This window comes from Loktanella sp. PT4BL (assembly GCF_003201935.1).
Lineage (GTDB): Bacteria > Pseudomonadota > Alphaproteobacteria > Rhodobacterales > Rhodobacteraceae > Yoonia.
Window position 1 is genome coordinate 143,885 of sequence record NZ_QJJL01000003.1, and the last position, 22,478, is coordinate 166,362.

The 22,478-nt window shown below is 59.8% G+C and carries 21 protein-coding genes; 14 read left to right on the forward strand and 7 right to left on the reverse strand.

From position 1 onward, the window contains the following. Positions 1-8 precede the first annotated feature (8 nt). From C7964_RS10455 to C7964_RS10470, 4 genes are read left to right on the forward strand one after another with little or no spacing between them, the layout of a single operon-like run. The gene (locus C7964_RS10455) at positions 9-731 is read left to right on the forward strand and encodes a 16S rRNA (uracil(1498)-N(3))-methyltransferase (protein WP_110279623.1); all 723 of its coding nucleotides are present in this window, start codon (positions 9-11) and stop codon (positions 729-731) included. Further along, positions 728-1,567 (forward strand): GNAT family N-acetyltransferase, encoded by an 840-nt coding sequence (locus tag C7964_RS10460; RefSeq protein ID WP_110279624.1) that lies wholly within the window; start codon positions 728-730, stop codon positions 1,565-1,567. Before C7964_RS10455 ends, C7964_RS10460 begins: the two co-directional genes overlap by 4 nt. Continuing rightward, positions 1,560-2,078 carry a hypothetical protein gene (locus C7964_RS10465; RefSeq protein ID WP_110279625.1) on the forward strand — a complete coding sequence of 173 codons (519 nt, stop codon included), beginning with the start codon at positions 1,560-1,562 and terminating at the stop codon, positions 2,076-2,078. The genes C7964_RS10460 and C7964_RS10465 overlap by 8 nt, the downstream gene beginning before the upstream one ends. 56 nt (positions 2,079-2,134) lie before the next feature. Beyond that, positions 2,135-3,505 carry a glutamate--cysteine ligase gene (locus C7964_RS10470; RefSeq protein ID WP_110279626.1) on the forward strand — a complete coding sequence of 457 codons (1,371 nt, stop codon included), beginning with the start codon at positions 2,135-2,137 and terminating at the stop codon, positions 3,503-3,505. Positions 3,506-3,692: 187 nt separating this feature from the next. On the opposite strand, the gene plsY is transcribed toward C7964_RS10470, so the two are convergent. Genes plsY through C7964_RS10490 form a run of 4 tightly spaced genes read right to left on the reverse strand, consistent with a single transcriptional unit; the run spans position 3,693 to position 7,115 of the window. Beyond that, on the reverse strand, positions 3,693-4,307 hold the full coding sequence (gene plsY / locus C7964_RS10475) for a glycerol-3-phosphate 1-O-acyltransferase PlsY (protein WP_110279627.1): 615 nt from the start codon (positions 4,305-4,307) through the stop codon (positions 3,693-3,695). Continuing rightward, positions 4,307-5,590 (reverse strand): dihydroorotase, encoded by a 1,284-nt coding sequence (gene pyrC, locus C7964_RS10480; protein ID WP_110280228.1) that lies wholly within the window; start codon positions 5,588-5,590, stop codon positions 4,307-4,309. Before pyrC ends, plsY begins: the two co-directional genes overlap by 1 nt. Positions 5,591-5,607: 17 nt before the next feature. Further along, a complete protein-coding gene (locus tag C7964_RS10485; protein WP_110279628.1) occupies positions 5,608-6,162 on the reverse strand; it encodes a hypothetical protein in 555 nt (184 codons plus the stop codon). Continuing rightward, complete coding sequence (locus C7964_RS10490) at positions 6,159-7,115, reverse strand: aspartate carbamoyltransferase catalytic subunit (RefSeq protein ID WP_055293629.1); 957 nt, start codon at positions 7,113-7,115, stop codon at positions 6,159-6,161. Before C7964_RS10490 ends, C7964_RS10485 begins: the two co-directional genes overlap by 4 nt. A gap of 104 nt (positions 7,116-7,219) precedes the next feature. Here C7964_RS10490 and C7964_RS10495 point away from each other — a divergent pair, with 104 nt between their 5' ends. The 4 genes from C7964_RS10495 to C7964_RS10510 all read left to right on the forward strand — a co-directional run bounded on the left by C7964_RS10495 (position 7,220) and on the right by C7964_RS10510 (position 13,493). Beyond that, positions 7,220-8,008 (forward strand): uracil-DNA glycosylase, encoded by a 789-nt coding sequence (locus tag C7964_RS10495; protein WP_110279629.1) that lies wholly within the window; start codon positions 7,220-7,222, stop codon positions 8,006-8,008. Positions 8,009-8,028: 20 nt separating this feature from the next. Then, the gene (gene moaB / locus C7964_RS10500; protein WP_110279630.1) at positions 8,029-8,571 is read left to right on the forward strand and encodes a molybdenum cofactor biosynthesis protein B; all 543 of its coding nucleotides are present in this window, start codon (positions 8,029-8,031) and stop codon (positions 8,569-8,571) included. A 72-nt stretch (positions 8,572-8,643) separates the two neighbouring features. Further along, positions 8,644-10,098, forward strand: a complete 1,455-nt coding sequence (locus C7964_RS10505) for an efflux RND transporter periplasmic adaptor subunit (protein WP_110279631.1) — start codon at positions 8,644-8,646, stop codon at positions 10,096-10,098. Next, a complete protein-coding gene (locus C7964_RS10510; RefSeq protein ID WP_110279632.1) occupies positions 10,098-13,493 on the forward strand; it encodes an efflux RND transporter permease subunit in 3,396 nt (1,131 codons plus the stop codon). The genes C7964_RS10505 and C7964_RS10510 overlap by 1 nt, the downstream gene beginning before the upstream one ends. Here the strand turns inward: C7964_RS10510 and C7964_RS10515 are convergent. Beyond that, entirely contained in the window at positions 13,490-14,293 is an 804-nt protein-coding gene (locus C7964_RS10515) for a protein-disulfide reductase DsbD domain-containing protein (RefSeq protein ID WP_110279633.1), read from the reverse strand. The two genes, C7964_RS10510 and C7964_RS10515, sit on opposite strands and share 4 nt — an antisense overlap. A 104-nt stretch (positions 14,294-14,397) precedes the next feature. Between C7964_RS10515 and C7964_RS10520 the strand changes: the two genes are divergently transcribed. Next, positions 14,398-14,967 (forward strand): YqgE/AlgH family protein, encoded by a 570-nt coding sequence (locus C7964_RS10520; protein ID WP_110280229.1) that lies wholly within the window; start codon positions 14,398-14,400, stop codon positions 14,965-14,967. Between the two features lie 25 nt (positions 14,968-14,992). Here C7964_RS10520 and C7964_RS10525 read toward each other — a convergent pair whose 3' ends face one another. Further along, positions 14,993-15,553 (reverse strand): TlpA family protein disulfide reductase, encoded by a 561-nt coding sequence (locus C7964_RS10525; RefSeq protein WP_110279634.1) that lies wholly within the window; start codon positions 15,551-15,553, stop codon positions 14,993-14,995. A gap of 14 nt (positions 15,554-15,567) precedes the next feature. Here C7964_RS10525 and argH point away from each other — a divergent pair, with 14 nt between their 5' ends. From argH to C7964_RS10545, 5 genes are all read left to right on the forward strand, one after another. Then, positions 15,568-16,956 (forward strand): argininosuccinate lyase, encoded by a 1,389-nt coding sequence (gene argH, locus C7964_RS10530; RefSeq protein WP_110279635.1) that lies wholly within the window; start codon positions 15,568-15,570, stop codon positions 16,954-16,956. Next, on the forward strand, positions 16,953-17,126 hold the full coding sequence (locus C7964_RS19965; RefSeq protein ID WP_181417155.1) for a hypothetical protein: 174 nt from the start codon (positions 16,953-16,955) through the stop codon (positions 17,124-17,126). Before argH ends, C7964_RS19965 begins: the two co-directional genes overlap by 4 nt. Next, positions 17,126-17,461, forward strand: a complete 336-nt coding sequence (locus C7964_RS10535) for a DUF2834 domain-containing protein (RefSeq protein ID WP_110279636.1) — start codon at positions 17,126-17,128, stop codon at positions 17,459-17,461. The genes C7964_RS19965 and C7964_RS10535 overlap by 1 nt, the downstream gene beginning before the upstream one ends. 75 nt (positions 17,462-17,536) lie before the next feature. Then, a complete protein-coding gene (gene lysA, locus C7964_RS10540; protein ID WP_110279637.1) occupies positions 17,537-18,805 on the forward strand; it encodes a diaminopimelate decarboxylase in 1,269 nt (422 codons plus the stop codon). Between the two features lie 64 nt (positions 18,806-18,869). Next, positions 18,870-21,488: a TIGR02302 family protein gene (locus C7964_RS10545; protein WP_110279638.1), complete on the forward strand. Its 2,619-nt coding sequence runs from the start codon at positions 18,870-18,872 to the stop codon at positions 21,486-21,488. Between the two features lie 45 nt (positions 21,489-21,533). Here C7964_RS10545 and C7964_RS10550 read toward each other — a convergent pair whose 3' ends face one another. Next, positions 21,534-22,439: a zinc-ribbon domain-containing protein gene (locus C7964_RS10550; RefSeq protein ID WP_110279639.1), complete on the reverse strand. Its 906-nt coding sequence runs from the start codon at positions 22,437-22,439 to the stop codon at positions 21,534-21,536. Positions 22,440-22,478 lie beyond the last annotated feature (39 nt).

A 22,478-nucleotide genomic window follows, 5' to 3' on the forward strand; every position in this document is an offset into this window, starting at 1 on the left:
GTCCGCTCATGGCATCCAAGGTTCGGCTTTATGTAGATCAGGCTCTGGGGGAAGAGCAAACGGTTCCGCTGACGCGCGAGCAGGCGCATTACCTGTTCGGGGTGATGCGGCTGGAGGAGGGTGCTGTGCTGTCATTGATCAACGGGGCCGATGGCGAGTGGGATGCGCAGGTGGTGAAGGCGGGCAAGAAGGGTGGGATACTTCTGTGTTCGGCCCAGACGAAGCCACAGCAAAATCCGCCTGATTTGTGGTTCCTGTTTGCGCCGATCCGCAAGGAACGTACAGCCTTTATCGTTGAGAAAGCCGTGGAGATGGGCGCTGCGCGGATTTGTCCGGTGCAAACCGATTTCACCCAAAGCGCCAATCGTATCCGGCAGGATAAATTGCAGGCCCATGCCGTTGAGGCCGCCGAGCAATGTGGCGGTACTTTTGTGCCGCCCGTGGATGACCTGGCAAAGCTGGACCGTATTCTCAAAGACTGGCCGCCAGAGCGGCAGTTGATGTTTTGTGACGAAGTCTTGATCGGCGATCCTGTGGCGCTCCCTGACATGCATGGCCCTTGGGCGATCCTGATCGGACCCGAAGGCGGGTTTTCCCCTGCCGAGCGTGACCGCCTGCGTGCCTTGCCCTTTGCGCATCCTGTCAGCCTCGGCCCGCGCATTCTGCGTGCGGATACGGCGGCGGTGGCGGCGTTGACCGTCTGGCAACAGGCCCTGGGCGACTGGCAATGATCCCTGCGGTTGACGCGGACCGTCCGGCAATTGAGGCTTTCCTGACCCGGCACATCACGACATCCATGTTTCCGCTGTCGAACCTGCGCCGCTATGGCATGGCAGGCGGCCATCCGCGTGCCATGCGGTTCTGGTTGCGCTGGCAGGCCGGTGCTTTGGTAGATGTGCTCTGCATGTCCGAAGAAGGCATGGTGTTCCCGCAATGCCCTACCGGCCCTTGGGGGGATGTGAAGGTGGTCTTGCTGGGGCATAGTGTGAAGGGGATTTTGGGTGACGCGCCACAGGTGGCTGACCTGCGCACAGTCTTGGGACTGTCGGGTGATCCGGGGCTGGATAAGGCTGAGCCGCTCTATGCTTTGTCGCTGGATGATCTGGTCATCCCCGATGTCACCGGATTTCGTCTGGTCCCCCTGAAAGACGCGCCGCGCGCGCTGGTGGTTGGCTGGCGGCGTGCCTATCTGGAAGAGGTGCTGCCGATGCCGGGTGAGGATAATGCCATGACCGCCGTCAAAGATATTGTCGGTTATCTCGAAGCGGATACCCACCGTGTGCTGTATAAAGGCGACACCCCCGTCGCGATGGCAGGGTTCAACGCAGTCCTGCCCGAGGCGGTACAGATCGGCGGCGTCTATACGCCCCCCGCGCTGCGTGCCTGCGGCCATGCGCGCCGTGCCGTCGCGCTGCATCTGGCCGAGGCGCGGGATTCGGGCACAAAGAATGCCAGTCTTTTTGCCGCCTCACCGCAGGCATGCAAAGCCTACGAAGCGATCGGGTTTCGCCGCACCGGCGATTTCCGTATTCTGGTCTATCAGGAACCACAGGTGATCTATGGATGATTTCTTTCGCCCTGAAGTGCGGGCCTTTTTCCGGCACTGGCGCGAAGTGCTCTTTGCTGTTGGTTTTGCGGTCTTCGGTATCTGGTGGGCTCTGACCGGGATCGGGATTACCCAATGGCTTGGCATCATTTTTATCGTTCTTGGTGCTGGTTGGGCCGTCGCGGCCCTGCAAAGGGCGCGCTTTGCCCAGGACGGGGATGGCGCTGGCGTGGTGCAGATCAGGGAACGGCGCCTTGCCTATTTCGGCCCGCTTGATGGCGGCGTGATGGATGTGGGTGATCTGAGCAAGCTCGAGATAGACCCCACAAGCCACCCTGACCCAAGCTGGATATTGACGGGCATTGACGGGCAGGTGCTTGCCATTCCCGTCAATGCGGCAGGGGCCGAAGGTTTGTTCGATGTCTTTGCCGCCTTGCCCGACATCAAAACCAACACTGTGCTGGATGTGCTCTCACACACACCTGATGCGCGGGTGACGGTATGGAGCCGTGTCAAGCCGCTCTTGCATTGACACCGAGCTTGGTGCAGGTCACCGATAACACTTGATCAACAGCGGAGCGTTGCCTCATGTCCATTCCTCAGTCCGGCGGCGGCCCCATCGAGAATCACGATCAACTGGCCGAAGTGCTGTCCAAAGGGTGTAAACCTAAAGAGGATTGGCGGATCGGCACCGAGCACGAGAAATTCGGCTTCTGTCAGGATTCATTGCTTCCGCTGCCCTATGAGGGTGAGCGGTCGATCAAAGCGGTGCTTGAGGGGCTTGAGGGCCGTTTCGGCTGGGACCGTGTCGAGGAAGATGGCAAGATCATCGGCCTGACCAAAGATGGCGCCAACGTGAGCCTTGAGCCCGGTGGTGCCTTGGAATTGTCCGGTGCACCGCTCGAAACCATCCACCAGACCTGCGATGAGGTGAATGTCCATCTGGCCGAGGTCAAATCCGTCTCGGATGAGATTGGCGTAAAGTTTATCGGCCTTGGGGCCGCCCCTGAATGGACGCATGAGCAGATGCCGCTGATGCCCAAGGGCCGCTACAAGCTGATGAACAATTACATGGAAAAAGTCGGCACCATGGGGACGGCGATGATGCGTCGGACCTGCACCGTGCAGGTCAACCTCGATTTCGGCTCCGAGGCCGACATGGTGCAAAAGATGCGCGTGGCCTTGGCATTGCAGCCCGTGGCCTGCGCCCTTTTTGCCAACTCCCCGTTCTTTGAGGGCAAGGTTAATGGCCATAAATCATGGCGTTCACGCATCTGGCGCGATCTGGATGCGGCACGCACCGGCATGTTGCCATTTGTGTTCGAAGAGGGTTTCGGCTTTGAGGCTTGGGTGCAGTGGGTTCTCGATGTGCCGATGTATTTTGTCTATCGCGATGGCAAATATATCGACGCGCTGGGCATGTCTTTCCGCGATTTCCTGAAAGGTGAGTTGCCTGCGCTGCCGGGTGAAAAGCCGCTCTTGTCTGACTGGGCGGATCACCTGACCACCGTGTTCCCCGAGGCCCGCGTAAAGCAGTATATCGAAATGCGGGGCGCGGATGGGGGCCCCTGGCGGCGGTTATGTGCTTTGCCCGCGTTCTGGACCGGGTTGATGTACGACCAGACCGCTTTGGATGCGGCGTGGGATCTGTGCAAGAACTGGACCGCCGAACAACGCGAAGCGCTGCGTGTGGCGGCCTCGGTCGACGGTTTGCAGGCGCAGGTTGAAGGGATCAATATGCATGATCTGGCGCGCGAGGTTGTTGCGATTTCGCACGCAGGTCTGAAGGCCCGCGCGAAACCGGGCGCCGGTGGCCTTATTGCCGATGAAACCCATTTCCTGAATGCGCTGCACGAAAGCGTCGAAAGCGGCATGACACCCGCCGATGAGCTCTTGGCGCATTACAACGGCGATTGGAACGGTGATCTGAAACGGATTTACGCCGAGTATAGCTATTAGACAGTGCTGGCTGTCTGATCGTTTTGACGGTCGATTATGCCGTGGGGGTGCTTTTGTGTGAAACGAATGCAGCTATGCCCAGCTATGCCCACAAGCCCACCGCTGTCCCTGCTTGTCCGCAAAGTCTCCTTTGCGGCCAAGGCTCACGTCATAACCACCATTATCGCGTGACATATCACGCAGGCAGTCAGGCTTGCGCCTTCTTCCCGATCTTTGTCTCTGTGCCTTTGCGCAGCCGCTGGATGTTACCCCAGTGGCGGATGTAGATCAGAAAACACAAGGTCGCTGCGAGAAAGAACATCTCGCCCGGGGTGGTGAAACCGACAACAAGCGGGATCCAGCCCGCAGTGACCAAAGCAGCGAGCGAGGAATAGCGCGACAAGGCCGCCACAACGAGCCAGATTACGCAGGCGATCAGGCCGATCTGCCAGTCAACTGCCAGCAGAATACCGAAATAGGTGGCGACACCTTTGCCCCCCTTGAAACGCAGCCACACCGGAAAGCAATGCCCGAGAAAAGCCATCAGCGCGCCAAGCTGGGCCGCGTCCTCACCGGCCAGTTGGCGGGCGGCCAGCACGACGATCGCGCCCTTGGCGGCGTCGAAGATCAATGTCAGGGCGGCGGCTTTCTTGTTGCCGGTGCGCAGCACATTCGTGGCCCCGATATTGCCCGACCCGATGTCGCGCAGGTTGCCGAGGTTCATCAGCCTGGCAAAGATCATACCCCCCGGGATTGATCCCAGAAGGTAGCCGATGACAGCCCAGAGCAAGAGAACGACATAAGCGCTTTCGATTGTTGGCATTACGATTTCTCCCAGATGCGGTGGCCGCTGACCCATGTGCCCAGCACGCGGCCTTGCAGACGTGCGCCGTCAAAGGGTGTATTCTTGGATTTTGACAACAAGGTGGCACGGTCAAGCTGGAATGGTGCATCCGGATCAAAGAGGATCAGATCGGCAGGGGCATCGGCGATCAGCCTGCCTGCGGGCAGTCCCAAAAGGCGGGCGGGGTTCAGCGCCATCGCACGGAAGAGCTTAGGCAGCGTGATCATTTCCGCATGATAAAGGCGCAAGGCTGCGGGCAGAAGTGTCTCGAGGCCCACGGCACCGCTTGCGGCCTCTTCAAAGGGCAGACGTTTGCTTTCTTCGTCCTGCGGGGTGTGCATCGAACAGATGATATCGATCAGCCCCTCTGATACGGCTTGGACGACAGCAATGCGGTCTTCTTCACTGCGCAGCGGCGGTTTGAGCTTAAAGAACGTGCGGTAGTCCGCGACATCCAGTTCGTTCAGCGTCAGGTGATGCACCCCGATACCGGCGGTGATTTTCAGACCGTTGCGCTTGGCCCGTTCCAGCGCGGGCAGGGCGCGAGCGGTTGTGATCTGGTCTACGTGATAGCGCGCGCCGGTCATTTCCAGCAGGCTGATGTCACGATCCAGCGCCATGCGTTCGGCCATCGGGCTCACCCCTGGCAAGCCGCGGAGCGAGGCGAATTTACCGGATGTGACAGCGGCCCCTTCCGACAATCCGGGGTCTTGGATGTGCCCGATCACAAGCGCGTCCAGCGAGCGTGCATAGGTAAGTGCGCGGCTGAAAACCTTGGTGCTGGTCACGACACGGTCGCAATCGGTAAAGGCCACGGCGCCTGCATCCTGCAAAAAGCCGATCTCGGTCATCTCGCGCCCTTCGCGGCCTTTGGTCAGGGCTGCCATTGGCAGGACATGCACAGGCGCGTCCTGTTGTGCGCGCCGTTCCACGAATTCGAGCGTTTCCGGCGTGTCGATCGCGGGGCTGGTGTCAGGGCGTGTGACGATCGTGGTCACCCCGCCTGCGGCTGCCGCGCGCCCCGCAGAGCGGAAGCTTTCCTTGTGCCGTTCACCGGGTTCGGACACTTTGACACCGATATCAATGATCCCGGGGGCAAGGCACATGCCGCCGCAATCCACGACATTGGCAGATTTGGGCGCGGCGATGGGGCTGTCATAGACCGCCTTGATCACACCGTCTTCAACCAGGATCGCGCCAGGTGTGTCGGTCAGGGCCACCGGATCAATCAGGCGGGCGTTTGCAAAAAACGTGGCGGTCATTGTGTTCTCTGTCATTTCTATCCTGCCACCCAGATCATCAGGCCCACCAGGGCGAACATCGCGATCAGCGCATACATTGCGATCATACCGCCGACGCGGGCGTCGGATTTCGGTGCTTTGGTGGGCGCGCTGACAACGTTGCCCTCGGCCCCTTTGGACGGGAGAGGCGCGAATTTTACCGATGCGCCTTCTTCTGTATAGGTCCCGATCCATTTGAGCGGTGCCACAGGCGTAATTGTCGCCGCGCGCCCGCCAAAGGCCTTTGACAGCACGATCAACACATGGCCCGACATGCCGTTCAGCCGTGACCGGTAAGGGGCGACATCGGCCTCGGCCACGCCCAACCCCTCAACCAGATATCCGGCGAGCCCGACACCGTCGAGGCTATTCAGCGCAAAGAGTTCGACGAAGGCATGGTCAAGTTCGTCCACACCCAAGGCGCGGTTGACCGGCGCGGGGGTGGCCCCGTCAGGGTTTTCGGCAAAGCGGGCGGCCTCTTCTGGGCTCAGGTTGACCATGAAGACGCGGATGACACCGTGCTCGGTCGCGCTGACTTGAAAGGTCTCGCTCATACCATGACCTCTTGCGGGCCACGGGCCGCGCGCAGGTTCTGCGCCAAAAGGTCCATCGCGGCCATGCGCACAGCGACGCCCATTTCGACCTGTTCCTGAATAACTGAGCGGTTGATGTCGTCTGCGATGTTCCCGTCAATCTCCACGCCGCGGTTCATCGGGCCGGGGTGCATCACGATAGCGTCGGGTTTGGCGTGCGCCAGCTTGGCCGCGTCCAGCCCGTAGCGGTGGAAATACTCGCGCTCTGACGGGATAAATCCGCCATCCATGCGTTCCTTTTGCAGCCGGAGCATCATGACGACATCGACGTCTTTGAGGCCCTCTTCCATATTCTCGAACACCTCGACCCCGAAATCCGCAACACCCGACGGCATCAGCGTGGGCGGTGCGATGAGGCGGATGCGGTTTTCCATCTTGCCCAAGAGCATAATGTTCGAGCGCGCCACGCGGCTATGGGCGATATCACCGCAAATCGCGATGGACAGGCGGTGGAGCCGCCCCTTGGCGCGCCGGATGGTCAGCGCATCAAGCAGCGCCTGCGTGGGGTGTTCGTGCTTGCCGTCGCCCGCGTTGAGAACCGCGCAATTGACCTTTTGCGCCAAGAGATCGACCGCGCCGGAATGCGGGTGCCGCACAACCAGAAGATCGGGGCGCATGGCGTTCAGCGTCAGGGCCGTATCAATCAGGGTCTCGCCTTTTTTGACCGAAGACGCCTGCATGCCCATGTTCATCACGTCGGCACCCAGCCGCTTGCCGGCCAGTTCAAAACTCGCCTGCGTCCGGGTCGAGTTTTCGAAGAACATGTTGATCTGTGTCAGCCCCGCGAGCACGTCGCGGTGCGCGATACCGCGCCGGTTATGCTCGGCATAGCTATCGGCCAAATCCAGCAAAGTGGTGATTTCGGTGGGATGCAGAGGTTCGATGCCCAAAAGATGCTTGGCGCGAAATGTCATGAGGCCCTCTTAGCAGTGGTTCCCCGTCTTATAGGCACCCCTGCCGTGCGCATCAATGCCGCAAGCACTACGCAAGCCGCGCAATCCGGCATATCCTGTGGCTGATGGATTCGCAGAACACATATTGGACCGACCGCGCGTTGCTTGAATGGCAGGTGGAATTGGGTGTGACAGATGCCATTCTGGACACGCCCGTTGACCGCTATGCGCTCGAGACGGTGAAGCCTGCGCCGAACGCGGCAACGCCTGAGAAGCCTGTCGTCGCGCCCGAGGTCGTGAAAGCGCCAGACGTGGATGCGGCGGCGCTTGCGCGCACTGCAGCGCAAACGGCGGCTGATCTTGATGCGCTCAGCGGCGCGATGCAGGCGTTTGATCATTGCGAGCTGAAAAAGGGCGCGCGCAGTTTTGTGTTCAGCGATGGCAACCCTGCCGCCCGTGTGATGATCGTGGGTGAAGCACCAGGCCGTGAAGAGGACCGCGCAGGGCGGCCATTCGTGGGCCGCGCGGGCCAGCTTTTGGACCGGATGCTTGAGGCGATCCAGATGGGCCGCGCTGCCGACAATGCGGCCCAAGCAGTCTATATCACTAACGTGCTGCCATGGCGCCCGCCCTCGAACCGCACGCCTGATGCCAGTGAAATCGCGATGATGCTGCCGTTTCTGGAACGCCATATCGCGCTTGCTGATCCGGAAATCGTTGTTTTGATGGGCAACACCCCCTGTCAGGCGCTTCTGGGGCGCACGGGCATCACCCGCATGCGCGGAGAGTGGGTGGACGTATTGGGCAAACCCTGCCTGCCGATGTTCCACCCGGCCTATTTGTTGCGCAATCCAATTGCGAAACGCGAAGCTTGGGCCGATCTTTTATCCCTGAAGGCGCGTTTGCGCGGGTAATTCCAAAGAAGTGAGAAGCCATGAGCCGAATTGATGAGAGCAAGGATTTTGTGCCGGTCCGTATTGCGGTGCTGACCGTGAGTGATACGCGCCAGATGGCGGACGATAAATCCGGTCAGACCTTGGTGGACCGGATTGCCGAGGCGGGGCATGTGCTGGCGGATCGGAAAATTGTGGCGGATGAACGTGATCAGATTGCGCAACAGTTGCGCGATTGGTGCGCAGACGAGGCGGTGGATGTCATCATCTCCACCGGCGGGACGGGCCTGACGGGGCGGGATGTCACGGTAGAAGCGCACCGCGACGTCTATGAAAAAGAGATTGATGCCTTCGGCACTATTTTCACGATTGTTAGCATGCAAAAAATCGGAACGAGTGCGGTGCAAAGCCGTGCCACGGCAGGTGTGGCCCAGGGCACGTATCTCTTTGCGCTGCCCGGATCACCGGGTGCGTGCAAGGACGCCTGGGATGAAATCCTGCTCAAGCAGCTCGACTACCGGCACCGCCCCTGCAATTTTGTTGAAATCATGCCGCGTCTGGATGAACATCTGCGACGGAAGTAACGGCTTTGTGCGTTTCACTGGAAAGGGATGCTTTTCCAGCTACCTTCCTAGGGTAGATTGAGGATATCTAATATGCGGTTTCTACGCCGAAGCCTGACAGGTGTGTTCTTGCTGGCGGTGACGCTGGCGCTCCTCGCGTGGGCGGGTGAGTTGGTGCGCGGGGCAGTTGTTGCGCGCATGAACGAAGAGCCGCGGAGTTTCCCGCAGCGTGAACGCATCTTGGCGGTGAATGTGTTGACGCTGGAACCGCAGACCATTGTTCCCGAACTGACGGTGTTTGGCGAATTACGCAGCCAGCGCACGCTGGATTTACGCAGTGCGATTGGCGGCACCGTCTTGTCCGCCAGCGATGCTTTGGTCGAAGGCGGCACGGTCCGGCAAGGCGATCTGTTGCTGCGCATTGATCCGGTCGAGGCGGAGGCGGCACTGGCCCGCGTGCGTGCCGATTTGCAGGATGCGCAGGCAGAACTGCGCGACGCGGAACGTGCCCTGGTTCTGGCCGAGGATGAGTTGAGTGCCGCGCGCGCCCAGGAAGCCCTGCGCGATCAGGCACTTGCGCGTGCGCGCGATCTGGCGACGCGCGGAGTGGGCACGGCCGCAGCGGTGGAAACAGCGGAACTGGCGGCGTCTGCGGCGCAGGCATCAGTGTTGACGCGCAGGCAGGCAGTGGCCGCGGCGCAGGCACGGATTGATCAGGCGACGACACGGTTGGCGCGCCAGCAGATCAACCTCGCCGAGGCGCAGCGGGCGGTCGTCGATACGGAAGTTGTGGCCGCTTTTGACGGCACTTTGACGGAAGTGACAATCACCCCCGGCGGGCGTGTCACCGCCAACGAACGCTTTGCGCAACTGATTGATCCGACCCGGCTAGAGGTGTCCTTCCGTGTCTCGACCTCGCAATACGCGCGGCTTTTGGACGAAAACGGTGTGCTTATCAAAGCACCTTTGGCCGTGACGCTGGACGTGTCCGGCGTGAACCTGCGCGCGACGGGCCGGATCATGCGTGAAGGTGCTGCCGTTGGCGCAGGCCAGACAGGGCGCTTGCTCTTTGCAGAACTGGACGCCTCTGCCGGATTTCGCCCCGGTGATTTCGTGACTGTGCGGATCGATGAACCAGCGTTGAACAATGTGGCACTGGTGCCAGCGACGGCTGTCGCGCCGGACCAGACCGTACTGGTTGTGGGTGAAGAAGAGCGTTTGCGCGTCGCACAAGTTTCCCTGCTGCGTCGTCAGGGCGATGATGTGATTATTGATGTGGGTGACAACGTAGGGGCGGTGATTGTTGCTGAACGCTCACCTTTGCTGGGTGCCGGTATCAAGGTGCGCCCGATCATGCCGGGCGGCGTTGAACAGGCCGCAGCGCCGGAGATGATCACACTGGATGAGGACCGCCGCGCGAAACTGATCGCATTCGTCACCGAAGGCAGAATGCCGGAGGACGTGAAGGCGCGGATTATCAGCCAGCTTGAGGCGGATGAAGTATCGTCCGAAACCGTGACACGGCTTGAAGCACGGATGGGCAGCTGATGGTCACGGGTGGCGAAAGGCTGAACGCAGGCGCGGGCGGCATCCTGTCCTATTTCACGCGCCACCGCACCGCCGCGAACCTGCTTTTGGTGCTGATGCTAACGGCGGGCCTGCTCGCGTTTCCCAATATGCGGGCGCAGTTTTTCCCTGATGTTGTGGTCGATGATCTGACCGTCTCTGTCGCATGGCAGGGGGCTGGCGCCGAAGATGTGGACGCCGCCATCGTGCAGGTGTTGGAGCCCGTTTTACTCGGGGTTGAAGGCGTCACCTCGTCGTCTTCAACATCCCGTGAGGGAAGTGCCTCGATCCGCATCGAATTCGAGCCCGGCTATGATATCGAACGAGGCACCGAAGATGTGCAACTGGCCGTGGATGGCGTCAACAGCTTGCCCGAGGATGCAGAAGAGCCCAACGTGCGGCGTGGCGGCTGGTCGGATCGTGTCACCGATGTGATCATCACTGGCCCTGTGGGCGTGGATCAGTTGGGCCGCTTTGCGGATGAATTCTCAACGCGGCTTTTCGCGCAGGGTGTCACGAGCGTGACCGTGCAAGGTGTTGCGGCACCTTCGACGATTGTCGAGGTGCCGTCGATTTCATTGGTGCAGTATGACATCGGCCTTGCCGATATCTCTGCGCGCATCGCCGAAGAAGCTGCCGCTGATCCCGCGGGCGAGGTCTCGGCCAATGCGCGGGTGCGCACCGGTGTGGCCAAACGCAGCGCCGAAGAAATCGGCGCGATTGTCCTGCGTTCCAACCCCGACGGATCGCAGTTGACGATTGCGGATGTGGCGACGGTGCGGGTTGAAGGCGCTGACCGTGAACGCGCCTATTTCGTAGGCGACGATCCGGCGATTAAGGTACGTGTCGCACGGTCGGCTACAGGTGATGCAATCGGCATGCAGGCAACAGTGGAAGAGGTGGCACAAGAGCTGACCGCGTCTTTGCCCGCAGGTGTGTCGATTTCGCTGACGAACGGGCGGGCCGAGTTGATCCAGGCCCGTTTGGATATCCTGCTTGATAATGGTCTGACGGGGCTCATGCTTGTCGTTGCACTGTTGTTCCTGTTCCTGAATGCGCGGACGGCGTTCTGGGTCGCTTTCGGCATTCCGGTGGCGATGCTGGCCGCGATTGCCCTGATGTATGCGGTCGGGATCACCATCAATATGATCTCGCTTTTTGCGCTGATCATCACGCTCGGGATCGTTGTGGATGATGCGATTGTGGTGGGCGAACATGCCGATTACCGCGTCAGGCATCTGGGCGAGGACCCCACAGTTGCCGCAGAGCGGGCGGCGAAGCGGATGTTCAGTCCGGTGTTTTCGGCAACGCTGACGACGATCATCGCGTTCTTCGGGCTGGTCATTATCGGCGGGCGTTTCGGCGATCTGATCTCGGATATTCCGTTCACGGTGATCGTTGTGCTTGCGGCCAGTCTGGTGGAATGTTTCCTGATCCTGCCGAACCACCTGTCCCATGCCATTGCGCATTCGGCCAAGGATCATTGGTATGACTGGCCGTCACGCACGGTGAACCGCGGCTTTGACTGGTTCAAGGAAACACTGTTCCGGCCTTTCATGGGATTGGTAATCAAGGCGCGCTATCCGGTCTTTGCGATGGCACTGGTCCTGCTGGCCAGCCAGATTGCGCTTTTCATCAAAGGCGAAGTGAGCTGGCGTTTCTTCAACTCGCCAGAGCAAAGCCAGGTGACCGGAAATTTCGCTATGTTGCCGGGGGCCACGCGTGACGACACGCTCGAGATGATGCGCGAAATGCAGCGCGCAACAGAGGCGCTGGGTGCGCAATACGAGGCCGAATATGGCGTGAACCCGCTGAGCTATGTGGTGGCCGAGATTGGCGGAAATTCGGGCCGTGCGATTGCCGGATCGGATACCAAGGACGCGGACCAGTTAGGCGCGATCACCATTGAACTCATTGACGCCGACAGCCGCCCCTATACCAGCTTTGCCTTTGTGAGTGCCCTGCAAGACGCCATCGTGCAGCACCCGATGGCCGAAACCGTCAGCTTCCGCCGGTGGGGCTCTGGCCCTGGCGGGGATAGTCTGGATGTGCAGATGTTCGGGGCGGACAGTGACACGCTCAAGGCCGCGGCCGAGGCCTTGAAAACCGAACTGGCGCGGTTTCCCGAAATCTCGGGTCTTGAAGATACACTGGCCTATGACAAGGAAGAACTGATCCTTGAATTGACCCCGCAGGGTGAGGCGCTGGGCCTCAGCATTGATGGTCTGGGACGTGTGCTGCGCAACCGTCTGGGCGGGATTGAGGCTGCGAGTTTTCCTGACGGGGCGCGGTCTGCGACGATCCGCGTGGAATTGCCGCCCAATGAGTTATCATCAGACTTCCTTGACCGGACACAGATCAGGACTGCGGAGGGCTTCTATCTGCCGCTGGCGGATGTTGTGACAGTGCAGAGCCGGACCGGGTTTTCCACTGTGCGCCGTGAAAACGGCATCCAGTTGATCTCGGTAATCGGAGATCTGGATGGCGAGGACGCGGCGCGGGCGACCGAAATCCAGCAGATCATCGACGAGGATATCCTGCCTCGAATCGAGAGTGATTTCGGGATCGAGACACAGCTTTCGGGGCAGAGCGAGCAGGAAGACCGTTTCCTGAGCGATGCAAGGACGGGCCTCATTCTGGTCTTGCTGGGGATCTACCTGACACTGTCGTGGATTTTCAGCAGTTGGACGCGGCCTGTTGTCGTGATGTCGATCATTCCGTTTGCGCTGGTGGGGACGATTTTCGGCCACCACGTTTGGGATATCCCGATGAGCATGTTTACTGTTGTGGGCCTGATCGGGATGGTGGGGATCATCATCAACGACAGTATCGTTCTGGTCACGACGGTGGACGAGTATGCGCAGGATCGCGGGCTGGTGCCGGCAATTATTGACGGCACAGTGGACCGTTTGCGCCCTGTTATGTTGACGACTTTGACGACAGTACTGGGTCTCGCCCCGCTTCTTTATGAAGGGTCCAATCAGGCCGAGTTCCTGAAACCAACCGTCGTGACGCTCGTTTTCGGCTTGGCCTTTGGCATGGTGCTTGTGCTGTTGGTTGTGCCGTCGGTGATGGCGATGCAGGCCGATGTGCAGCGGCAGATACAATCTGCGAAACGCGCCCTGCGCGGGCGGAAGGCGGCAATGCTTGTCCCCGCGGGTCTGGGGGCCGTTTTGGCGGTGGGGCTGTTTGCGTTGATCGTGGCACCCGTCCTGCTCACAGGGGCGCCTTTACCTGCGATGGCGGTAATCCTGCCGATCTTGAACGGCGGTGTCGGGGCTGCAATGGGCCTCTATGTCGTGGGTTTGATGGTGCTGTTCTTGACGATCTATGTCGCCGCAGTGTTCGGTCAGGGATGGCGCAGCGCGCGGCGTTAACCGCCGGTGCAGCCACGCAGATCAATAGCCTGCCCATTGTCGCCCAAGATGGTGATCCGCACAGCAGAACGGTCAAACGCAAAGGGCTGGCCGCTGGGGTGAACCATTTCGACGGTCGCGCTCAGCGTATCCCCCGTGCGGCTGACCTCTGCCTGAGAGACCCAGATTTGCGGATCGCTTGGTTCGACCACGACAAACTCTGACCCGCTGACTTGGGCCACATTGATCTTTGACGTCATGCGCAGACCGTCCGGAATTGGGTCAATCGTGCAGGTCACAGACCCGACATTTGCCGCCTCGGCATTGAGGGGGGCGTCGGCCATGGCGGCGACGATGCTTTCGTCACGGGCGCCGACTTCAGGCAAGAGCGTGTCGAATGTGAAAGTAACGGGGATGCAGATTTCCTCGCAGACACCAATCGTCAGTTCGCCGGACACGGCCATTTCACCTGCCGCCTGTGGGGCGGAGATGGTCAGAGGAAAGATCACACTGTCATGATATCCGATCGACAAAAGCCCCGCGTCATCAAAGACCTCTGGAACCGGCCAATGCTGTGTGATGCTGTTGATTGTACTGTGGCTGGTAAAGCGGAAATACGGTGGAATGCCGGCCTCGCCGGGCGCGCGCCAATAGGTGATCCATCCGGGTTCAAGCGTGATCTTGATACCTGCAACATGATCGCCCGAGGCCGTACGCCAGCCCGGCAGGATCTCGATGCTGGCCATATCGCTGTAGTCCTCGGCGACCGCGAGGGCCGGCAAGGTGGCAAGGACGACGGCAGTAAGCAGGTTTTTGCACATACATTCCTATTTATGCATCACGGCTGCAATGGGAAGTCACGATTGCATCAGGCTTTGCAATGATGGCGCTTGCGTCACAGGGTATCGTTTCACATCTTAAGGCCATGACCCACCGAGATTCGTCACTTGTCGGAAAGCTTTTGATCGCGATGCCCGATATGTCGGACCCGCGCTTTGCAAAGACTGTGGTCTATATGTGCGCCCATTCCGACGAGGGCGGCATGGGGTTGATCGTCAACAAGCCCGAGAAAGGCATCCGTTTCTCCAAACTCCTTGAGCAGATGGAAATTCCTGTGTCCCCCAATGCGCGAGATTTGCGGGTGCATTATGGCGGGCCTGTGGATTATCAGCGCGGGTTCGTACTGCATTCCAGCGATTACGCATCGGAAGACGGCACGCTGGATGTGGACGAAAATTACCGCATGACAGCGACCCTTGAGGTGCTGGAGGATCTGGCAAAAGGTGAGGGCCCCGATGTCGCGATGATGGCGCTGGGCTATGCCGGTTGGGGACCGGGGCAGTTGGAATACGAAATCCGCCAGAATGGCTGGCTGACTTGTGCGCCTAACGACGAAATCCTGTTCGGCGCGGACAATGCGGGCAAATGGTCCGCCGCACTCAAGCTCTTGGGGATTGACCCGCTTTTGCTGTCCGCGACAGCCGGACGGGCCTAGCGCGACCGGATGGATGTAGCTCTGTTCAGCTCTCCGGCCCGATCAAGGCCTGCATGATCGCCATTGCGTTTTCGCTGGACCAGTCCGCTTCTCCTTGCATCCGTGCGACTTCATAGCCGTCAGGATCAAGGATTACGGTGACGGGCAACCCCAGAACGCCCATCCCGCGGGCAAGGCTTTGGCGCGGATCGGTATGAAGTGGCAGATTGTCGACTTCTATCTCCTCAAAGAACCGCTGCATGACAGGCAGCGGATTGCGGCCTGTGGCGATGGTGACGACTTCCATCTGGTCACCGCCCATCGCGGTTTGCAGCGCCGACAGATGGGGCATCTCTACGCGGCACGGCGCGCACCATGTGGCCCAGAAGTTGAGGACCACGTATTTGCCGCCGAAATCTGCCAGTGTCATTTCACTGCCATTGGCGCCCGTAAACGGCACATCTGACGCTGCAACAGGGGTGCTGTGAAAGTTGAGTTTGCGCATATCGCCTTCCCGCAAGGCCTCTGCCGTGGCCACATCGGCGTGGCCAGTGTTTGCAAGACCCATAAGGGCCGTATAAAGCAGGGCTGATATCAACTTGCGCACGGGCGACTTCCTTTATGACCAAATCTGCAAACACAATGTGGGGCGGACGTTTCGCCGCCGGACCAGACGCGATTATGGAGGCGATCAATGCCTCAATCGGGTATGACCGCCGACTTGCGCCGCAAGACATCGCAGGTTCACGCGCCCATGCCGCCATGTTGGCCGCCACAGGCATCATTACAGATACCGATGCCGAGGCGATACGGGAAGGCCTGCTCACCGTTTTGTCAGAGATTGAAACGGGTGATTTTCCGTTTTCAGCCGCATTGGAAGACATTCACATGAATGTCGAGGCACGTTTGCGCGATACCATTGGCGAGGCCGCAGGACGTTTGCACACAGCGCGGTCGCGCAATGATCAGGTGGCCGTCGATTTCCGCCTCTGGGTCCGTGATCAATGCGATCAGGTGGATGAGGCTTTAGCCGCATTGCAAGCAGCGCTCTTGGGGCAGGCAGAGGCGGGGGCCGATTGGGTCATGCCCGGCTTCACCCATCTGCAGACAGCCCAGCCTGTCACATGGGGCCATCATATGCTGGCCTATGTGGAAATGTTCGCGCGGGATCGGTCGCGCTTTGCCGATGCGCGCAAGCGAATGAATACCTCGCCTTTGGGGGCTGCCGCCCTTGCCGGGACATCCTTCCCGATTGATCGCGAGATGACGGCAAAGGCGCTGGGCTTTGATCGCCCCATGGCCAATTCGCTTGATGCGGTATCAGACCGTGATTTCGCGTTGGAGTTTCTTGCAGCCTCTAGCATTTGTGCGATGCACCTGAGCCGTCTGGCTGAAGAACTTGTGATCTGGTCCTCGGCCCAGTTCCGTTTTGTGAAGATGTCGGACAAATGGTCCACCGGATCATCCATCATGCCACAAAAGCGCAACCCTGATGCGGCGGAGCTGATCCGCGCCAAGATTGGCCGGATTTTTGGTGCAAATGTTGCGCTTATGACGGTGATGAAGGGACTGCCGCTAGCCTATTCCAAGGACATGCAGGAAGACAAGGAACAGACCTTTGATGCCGCCGATAACCTGATGCTGGCGCTGGCCGCGATGACAGGCATGGTTGGTGATATGACCGCGCAACGGGACAATTTGAAGGCTGCCGCGTCGAGCGGATTTTCGACCGCGACCGATCTGGCCGATTGGCTGGTGCGCGAACTTGGGTTACCTTTCCGTGAGGCGCATCATGTGACTGGCTCGCTCGTGGCGCTGGCGGAAGAAAAAGGCTGTGATCTGCCTGATCTGACGCTGGCTGACATGCAGGGCGTGCACGCGGGTATCCGCGCGGATGTCTTTGATGTGCTTGGGGTTGAAAACTCGGTCGCGTCGCGCACCAGTTTTGGTGGGACAGCGCCCTCGCAGGTCCGCGCCCAGGTGGCGTATTGGAAAGAGGTTTTGAAATGAAGCGTATTGCATTGATTTTGACCGTTGTTGCATTGGCGGCCTGTGGTGCCGATGGGCCACCGATGACACCATCAGCCAATGTCGGCCTGAGCGTGGGCAGCAATGGTGTGAGCACGGGTGCAAGTGTGGGCGCATCAAACGGCACGTTTTCAGTAGGGGTTGGTTTCTAATGCGGAATGTCTTTCTGGTGCTTGCGATCTGGGGTGCGATCCATCCGATGTATTACTTCATCTCGTGGTTTCAGGCCGAAGGGTGGAGTATCATGGCGATGGTTGACGCGTGGCATGTGAATGCGGCAACCAGCGGCCTTGTCTGGGATTTGACGATTGCCGCGATTGCGCTGACGGTCTGGATCATCGCCGAGGCGATCAAGACGAAGAACTGGCTCAGCCTGCTGGCGATCCCCGCCACCTATTGCATCGGGGTGAGCTGTGGTTTGCCGCTCTATCTCTATCTGCGGGACCGGATCGTTTACCGCCGCGACAGACAGCAGGTTCGCGTTTAAGGCGCATAAATCAGGGTTGGTCTTTGCCTGTGATCTGCTATGTCCGAAGCCTAGTTTTGGACAAGGATCTCGGGCTTGGATCATTTTCTTTATCGTGATGGCACGCTCTATGCAGAAGATGTGCCTGTTTCGGAAATCGCGGCGGCTGTTGGTACGCCGTTCTACGTGTATTCAACAGCCACGCTGAAACGGCATTTCCAGCTTTTTGATGAGGCCTTGGCCTGGGGTGACCACCTCGTCTGCTTTGCGATGAAATCGCTTTCCAATCAGGCTGTCATCAAGCTTTTGGGCAATGCAGGTGCTGGCATGGATGTGGTGTCGGGCGGGGAATACCTGCGCGCGAAAGCCGCGGGTGTGCCTGGGGATCGCATCGTATTTTCCGGTGTGGGCAAGACGGCTGATGAAATGCGCCTTGCGCTCGAGGGGGGCATCCGCCAGTTCAACGTCGAAAGCGAGCCCGAGATGGTGGTGCTGGATCAGGTGGCGCAGTCGCTGGGTGCCGTGGCCCCGATCACGATCCGCGTGAACCCGGATGTTGACGCCAAGACCCACGCCAAGATCGCGACAGGCAAGTCAGAGAACAAATTCGGCATCCCGATCAGCCGCGCCCGCGAGGTTTACGCGATGGCCGCCAAAATGCCGGGCCTGAAGGTGATCGGGATCGACGTGCATATCGGATCACAGCTGACCGAACTGGCGCCGTTCGAGGCCGCCTATAACAAAGTGGCCGAACTGACCGAACAGCTGCGGGCAGACGGCCATGAGATCACCCGCCTTGATCTGGGTGGTGGCCTCGGCATTCCCTATGTGCGGTCGAACGAAGCGCCGCCTTTGCCGACAGATTATGGTGCGCTCATTCAGCGCACCGTCGGCCATCTGGGCTGTGAGATCGAGATCGAACCGGGGCGTCTGATTTCGGGCAACGCAGGCTTGATGGTGTCCAAGGTGATTTATGTGAAATCCGGTGAGGATCGCGATTTCCTGATCCTTGACGGTGCGATGAACGACCTGATCCGTCCGGCAATGTATGATGCTTGGCACGACATTATCCCTGTAAATGAAGCACCTGCGGGCACACCCCTTGCAAAATATGATATCGTGGGGCCGGTCTGTGAAAGCGGTGATACCTTTGCAAAAGGCCGTGAGATGCCCCCCGTAAAAGCCGATGATCTGGTCGCTTTCCGCTCGGCCGGCGCTTATGGTGCGGTAATGGCGTCCGAGTACAATTCCCGTCCGTTGATCCCCGAAGTTCTTGTGGATGGCGATCAATTTGCAGTTATCCGTCCGCGCCCTACCTATGAAGAAATGATTGCACGCGATAACGTTCCGGCATGGCTTGAATGAATCAGAGCCTCCCGCCGCGCGTCACGAGAAAGGGAGAGGCCCGCTGAAAGATCACAACGACCCGATGCGCCACCTGCGCTTTCCGGTTGCCGCCACCCGGCTGGGTATGGTGGCCGAACAGGTTGTGCGTGCGTTCTGGCCGTTCTGGACTGCTGTCTTTCTGATTCTCGCGCCCTTGATGATGGGCTGGCAGGATGTGCTGCCGCTTGAGGTGATCTGGGGCGGTGCCGTTGTTGCCGTTATCGCGTTTGTTGCAACATTGGTTTGGGGCATCTGGCGTTTCCGCATGCCATCAGCGGCAGAGGCGCTGCGCCGTGTCGATGCATCCATGCCCGGCAGGCCGATTGCCGCGATCGCGGATACACAGGCGATTGGCAGCGGTGATGCTGCATCAGAGGCCGTCTGGCGTGCACATATGGCACGCATGGCCGCGCGTACCAAAGAGGCGCGGGCCGTAGAGCCCGATTTGCGTATCTCGGATCGTGATCCGTATGGGTTGCGGTTCATTGCGCTGTTGTTCTTTGTTGCGGCTTTGCTGTTCGGCTCATTCCTCCGTGTCGGTACGGTGGGGGATATGGTCACGCGCGGCGAGCAGAGTTTGGCGACCGGTCCGGTCTGGGAGGGTTGGGTCGAAGCGCCCGCCTATACCGGCAAACCGTCAATCTATCTGAACGATGTGCCTGCCGGTCCGTTGCGGGTGGCAGTGGGCAGTCAGGTCACGCTGCGGCTTTACGGTGAAGTTGGCGCGCTGACGGTTGCCGAGACGGTCTCGGGGCGGGTTGATGACCTTGGCTCGGCGGCTGAGGCGCAGCAGCAGTTCACCGTTGCCCAGTCCGGCACGCTTTCGATCCTTGGCGGCAGGGACACAACATGGGAAATTATTGCCATTGAAGATGCACCGCCGGTCGTGGATCTGACAGGACCGATCGAAGTGGATGCGATGGGCGAACTGTCACAGCCGTTCAGTGCGGTGGATGACTATGGCGTCGAGTTTGGCACAGCCACCTTCACTCTGGATCTGTCGGCGGTCGAGCGCCAGCACGGTCTGACAATTGATCCTGACCCCATTGATCCTTTGGTTTTGGACTTGCCGATGCCTTTCACCGGCGACCGGTCGGACTTTGACGAATTTCTGGTCGATAACCTGAGCGAGCATCCTTTGGCAAATCTGCCGGTCACCCTCACGCTTGAGGTGACCGACGCCGCAGAACAGACCGGAACAACCCCGCCGGAACCCATGATCATGCCCGGGCGGCGGTTCTTTCAGCCTTTTGCCCGTGCCGTGATTGAACAGCGCCGCGACCTGATGTGGTCCAAGGCCAATGCGCGCCGCGTGAACCAGATCTTGCGCGCTGTATCGCATCGCCCCGAGGGGCTTTTCTCGAACGAGACAACCTATTTGCGCCTGCGGGCCATCATCCGCAGATTGGATGGTTTTGCTGAAACCGGTCTGACTGACGAAGGCCAGGCAGAGATTGTCGAAGCATTGTGGGATCTGGCGATCCAGTTGGAGGATGGCCGTCTGGCCGATGCCCGCGAACGTCTGCGCCGTGCGCAAGAACGGCTGGCCGAGGCAATGCGTAATGGTGCCTCGGACGAGGAAATCGCCGAACTGATGCAGGAGTTGCGCGAGGCAACGAATGATTATCTGCGCATGCTGGCCGAAGAATCAGAGCCTTCTGATGGCACTGATCAAGCGGACAGTGGCCAGCAGGGCCAGCAAATGGGCATGGATGAGTTGCAGGCCCTGATGGACCGCATCGAAGAACTGATGCAAGAGGGACGCATGGCCGAGGCGCAAGAGCTGATGGAACAGCTCAACCAGATGATGGAAAACATGCGTGTGACCCAAGGTGAGGGTGGCGATGGCCCGCCAAGCCCGGGCGAGCAATCTATGCAAGACCTGTCTGATACGCTGCGCGAGCAGGAGGAACTCTCGGATGATAGTTTCAGCGATCTGCAGGACCAGTTTAACCCGGGCGATCAGGGTCAACAGGGGCAGCAAGGCCAACAGGGCCAGCAGGGCCTGGACGGTCAGGAACCTGGGGCGCAGCCCGGGCAGCAAGGCGATCAGGGCACGGAGCCCAGCCAGGGCGGCCAGCAAGGGGAAGGTCAGGGCGTCGGCGAGAATAGTGAAAGCGGCGAACAAAGTGGCAGCGGTGCCGGTGGTGAAGGTGACCAGCGTAGCCTTGCCGAGCGTCAGCGTGCGCTGCGCGAAGAATTACAGCGCCAGCGTGAAGGCCTTCCGAACCTAGGTGGTGACGCGGGAGAGCAGGCCCGCCGGTCCCTAGAGCGCGCAGAGGGTGCGATGGAAGGCGCCGAAGAGGCTCTGCGCGATGGTGATTTGGCAGAGGCCATCGACCAGCAGGCCGAAGCGATGGATGCATTGCGCAACGGGATGCGTGAACTGGGTCAGGCAATGGCCGAAAACCAGAATGCCGAGCCCGGGCAGGGTGCAGAACAGGGCGAGGCGAATGGCCGTCCGGCGCCGGGACAGCGCGATCCTTTGGGGCGTGAAATGGGCAACACCGGTCAGCTTGGCACCGATCAGGAGCTTTTGGGTAACGGTGACATCAATCGCCGCGCCGAAGAGTTGCTGGGCGAAATCCGTCGCCGCTCGGCCGAACAGGACAGACCCGAAATTGAACGGGACTACCTGCGGCGTTTGCTGGATCAGTTCTAGACCAGCGACCGGCATTCATCTGAATAAAAGGCGTGGCGAGGCAGATTACTCTGCCATAAACCCTTCCACCATTTCGCTGAGTGACAGGCGCAGTTGGTCGACGGTCATCACATATGATGCCATAAATTCGGTTGTCTGCGGCAGGTTCTCGGTGATTTGATCCGCAAAGACGTAAGGCAGGATCGCGAGGATCATCAAGAGCAGCACCCAGAAGAACCCGCGCCGGAAGCCTTTACGCTCTACGGCTTCGATCTTCTCTGCCTCGGTCAGCCCTGACGCATCATTTGCCTGTGCACGGGCGCGCAGAGTGGCGTTGATCTCGTTGATCGAAGGGACCGTCCGCAGGTGCGCCTCGTCGGCATTCGCTGTGTCGGCCGCTGCAGCGCTGGTTTTTGTTCCGCTGCGGGTACCACCTTCTTCGGCGGTCATCATGGCAATACGCTGGCGGGTCTCGTCTGCTGCGACAGGTGCCGCCGGTTTTGGCGTTTCGGTTGCGGGCGGCTTGGCGACGGGGCTGGGAGGCTTTGCGGCTGCGGCAACTGCGGCTGTTCCAAGGGCCGCCTCTTCGCGCAGGATATTTGCGACAGCATTATCAAGCTGACGGCGCATTGGCTCCGGCGGCGCGGTCGATGTTTTGGTGGCGGGCTCTGGCGTTTGTGCGGTCGGCGGGAATTCCGAAGCAACTTCAGTAACAAAGCTTTGCGCGGATTCTTCAGGCGTTTCCGCAGCAGCTTCGCGCTCAGGCGCTTCTTCTGCGATCGATGTGGGTGCGTCGGCCTCAGGCTCTTCCTGGTTGCTCAGCCTCAGTGGCGTGCGCCCCGGCACCGTTGGTTTTTCGGTCTGGAACCAGGACAGTTGGCAATTCGAACACTGAACATCGCGCCCGCCCGGAGGAATCGCATCATCCGATACCTCGTACTGCGCTTCGCAATTGGGGCAAATGAGCCTCATGTTAAATTCCTTATGCCTGCCCGGTGGTTTAAAGAGCTT

What these genes read in the sequence shown, in the direction of transcription:
- C7964_RS10455 (WP_110279623.1), top strand. Translation starts at nt 9, where the DNA reads ATGGCATCCAAGGTTCGGCTTTATGTAGATCAGGCTCTGGGGGAAGAG.
- C7964_RS10460 (WP_110279624.1), top strand. Translation starts at nt 728, where the DNA reads ATGATCCCTGCGGTTGACGCGGACCGTCCGGCAATTGAGGCTTTCCTG.
- C7964_RS10465 (WP_110279625.1), top strand. Translation starts at nt 1,560, where the DNA reads ATGGATGATTTCTTTCGCCCTGAAGTGCGGGCCTTTTTCCGGCACTGG.
- C7964_RS10470 (WP_110279626.1), top strand. Translation starts at nt 2,135, where the DNA reads ATGTCCATTCCTCAGTCCGGCGGCGGCCCCATCGAGAATCACGATCAA.
- plsY (WP_110279627.1), bottom strand. Translation starts at nt 4,307, where the DNA reads ATGCCAACAATCGAAAGCGCTTATGTCGTTCTCTTGCTCTGGGCTGTC.
- pyrC (WP_110280228.1), bottom strand. Translation starts at nt 5,590, where the DNA reads ATGACCGCCACGTTTTTTGCAAACGCCCGCCTGATTGATCCGGTGGCC.
- C7964_RS10485 (WP_110279628.1), bottom strand. Translation starts at nt 6,162, where the DNA reads ATGAGCGAGACCTTTCAAGTCAGCGCGACCGAGCACGGTGTCATCCGC.
- C7964_RS10490 (WP_055293629.1), bottom strand. Translation starts at nt 7,115, where the DNA reads ATGACATTTCGCGCCAAGCATCTTTTGGGCATCGAACCTCTGCATCCC.
- C7964_RS10495 (WP_110279629.1), top strand. Translation starts at nt 7,220, where the DNA reads ATGGATTCGCAGAACACATATTGGACCGACCGCGCGTTGCTTGAATGG.
- moaB (WP_110279630.1), top strand. Translation starts at nt 8,029, where the DNA reads ATGAGCCGAATTGATGAGAGCAAGGATTTTGTGCCGGTCCGTATTGCG.
- C7964_RS10505 (WP_110279631.1), top strand. Translation starts at nt 8,644, where the DNA reads ATGCGGTTTCTACGCCGAAGCCTGACAGGTGTGTTCTTGCTGGCGGTG.
- C7964_RS10510 (WP_110279632.1), top strand. Translation starts at nt 10,098, where the DNA reads ATGGTCACGGGTGGCGAAAGGCTGAACGCAGGCGCGGGCGGCATCCTG.
- C7964_RS10515 (WP_110279633.1), bottom strand. Translation starts at nt 14,293, where the DNA reads ATGTGCAAAAACCTGCTTACTGCCGTCGTCCTTGCCACCTTGCCGGCC.
- C7964_RS10520 (WP_110280229.1), top strand. Translation starts at nt 14,398, where the DNA reads ATGACCCACCGAGATTCGTCACTTGTCGGAAAGCTTTTGATCGCGATG.
- argH (WP_110279635.1), top strand. Translation starts at nt 15,568, where the DNA reads ATGACCAAATCTGCAAACACAATGTGGGGCGGACGTTTCGCCGCCGGA.
- C7964_RS19965 (WP_181417155.1), top strand. Translation starts at nt 16,953, where the DNA reads ATGAAGCGTATTGCATTGATTTTGACCGTTGTTGCATTGGCGGCCTGT.
- C7964_RS10535 (WP_110279636.1), top strand. Translation starts at nt 17,126, where the DNA reads ATGCGGAATGTCTTTCTGGTGCTTGCGATCTGGGGTGCGATCCATCCG.
- C7964_RS10545 (WP_110279638.1), top strand. Translation starts at nt 18,870, where the DNA reads ATGCGCCACCTGCGCTTTCCGGTTGCCGCCACCCGGCTGGGTATGGTG.
- C7964_RS10550 (WP_110279639.1), bottom strand. Translation starts at nt 22,439, where the DNA reads ATGAGGCTCATTTGCCCCAATTGCGAAGCGCAGTACGAGGTATCGGAT.